The organism is Ferroplasma sp. Type II, from assembly GCF_000496155.1.
The window spans coordinates 2,809-4,537 of sequence record NZ_KI542774.1 but is presented as its reverse complement, the minus strand read 5'-3'; the positions used below and the strand labels follow the sequence as shown (position 1 = coordinate 4,537).

At 31.1% G+C, this 1,729-nt stretch carries 2 protein-coding genes; one reads left to right on the top strand and one right to left on the bottom strand.

All coding sequences use genetic code 11. The annotated features are described in order from the left end of the window. On the bottom strand, positions 1-1,123 hold a 1,123-nt coding region (locus AMDU4_RS10950; RefSeq protein ID WP_021788032.1), incomplete at its 3' end, for an ATP-binding protein. A gap of 240 nt (positions 1,124-1,363) precedes the next feature. On the opposite strand from AMDU4_RS10950, the gene AMDU4_RS10945 reads away from it, so the two are divergent. After that, positions 1,364-1,729: MBL fold metallo-hydrolase (locus AMDU4_RS10945; RefSeq protein WP_290705130.1), on the top strand; the 366-nt coding region annotated here is incomplete at its 3' end.

The following is a 1,729-nucleotide window of genomic DNA, read 5'->3' as shown; positions in this document are numbered from 1 at the left end:
TCTCTCTTGCCCTAGTTTTTTCATTGTTTATAGAATAAGAAACCTGAATAGCCATATATGTATTTTTATTTTTGACGACAAAATCAACCTCTCTATTGTTTTCATTCCAGTAATAGAAATGAAATTGAGGATTATTTTTTGAAATGGCAAACAATGTTGCAGCTACTGTATTTTCAAGAAGTCGCCCTTTTATTTCTACCGGATTTATTCCCAGGAAGTAGGGAAATGAATTATCTATTGTATATACTTTTTTGGGGCTATTGTTTTGGCCTTTTATTGAGAATGAAAACCTGTCAAGAAAAAATAGGAGATACCCCTTCTCTAAATACAATGAATAATTATATATGGTTTTTACAGGCATGGAAAGGAATTTTGAAATACTGTTAAATGTTATTTTTGATCCTATACTTGTGATATAAAATTTTGCCAGTTTTATAATCGCGTCGGGTTCATGTATATTAAATCTCTGGATGACGTCCTTCAATATTATAGTATTAAAATAACTGTCTGCAAGTTCCTGCTTATTATTGGATAGCACAATTGCGGGGAATCCCCCATACTTCAGATATTCAGTAATCGACCCATTCTCTTTAAACTTAGTAAATTCTGTATAATTTAATGGATGTACGTAAATTACTACATGTCTCCCAGATAGAAGCGTTGAATACTCGGAATCCAACAATTTTGATGATGAGCCGGTGATTATAAATTTCGCCTCATCCCTTTCTGATATCCCCCTGACAAATCTCTCCCACCCAGGCACTTCCTGGGCCTCGTCAAGAATTACAATTGCCGGTTTATCGGGGTTAATTTTTTCCCTGTAAACGTTGTATATATCAAGCAATAAGTTGTAATCCCTTTCTATTAGCCTTTCATCTTCGAGGTTTATTACAAGTACTTGAGTTTTTGAAAATGACTTTTTAATAAGGGCCTCTGCAATCTGCTTTGATATGAATGATTTGCCTGACCTTCTGATTCCAGTTTCTATGATAATTTTTATTTGATTGTCATCGAATAGATCAATAATTTTATCATCATAAAAATTTCGGTTTATACCAGTGTATATATTATGGTTCCAAAAATTCCACGAATACAATATTTTGAGAATATTTTCTCTATCCATTATTTTATGTATTGCATTTTAACTATTAAATTTTATGTATCATGTTACAAATTAATTTTTATTTGTATCCTGCTACAAATTCATCGGAAAATCAAGATAATTGAAAGTATGTTATATAAGTTGGCAATTAACTCTGTTTTAAATACATGGTTAAGCCAAATTATCATATACACCGGTACAAAAGAGCAAGATATTCCATTCATCAGAAATGATTAATTAGGCATTGAAGAATTATCCATAATGAATTCTATTGAAAAAATTACAGTACCTATAGAGATCAGAGCACTCAAAACTGCTAATATATACCATATTTCTGGAGATTATAACTATATCGTAGATACTGGAATGTCTGAAAATGGATACAGGCAGATAAAAAATACAATAGACCTTTCAAAGATTGATATGTGCATAATCACTCATCTCCATATAGACCATATAGGTGGTGCACTTTATCTGGAGAAATACAATAAAATTCCCATATATATCTCTAAAAACGATTATGACACAATTAAATACATCACAGATAATAGACAGGAGTATTTTACTAACTATAAAAATTTGATGATTTCAAACGGTGTGCCAGAAGAATTATTTCACGATATAACT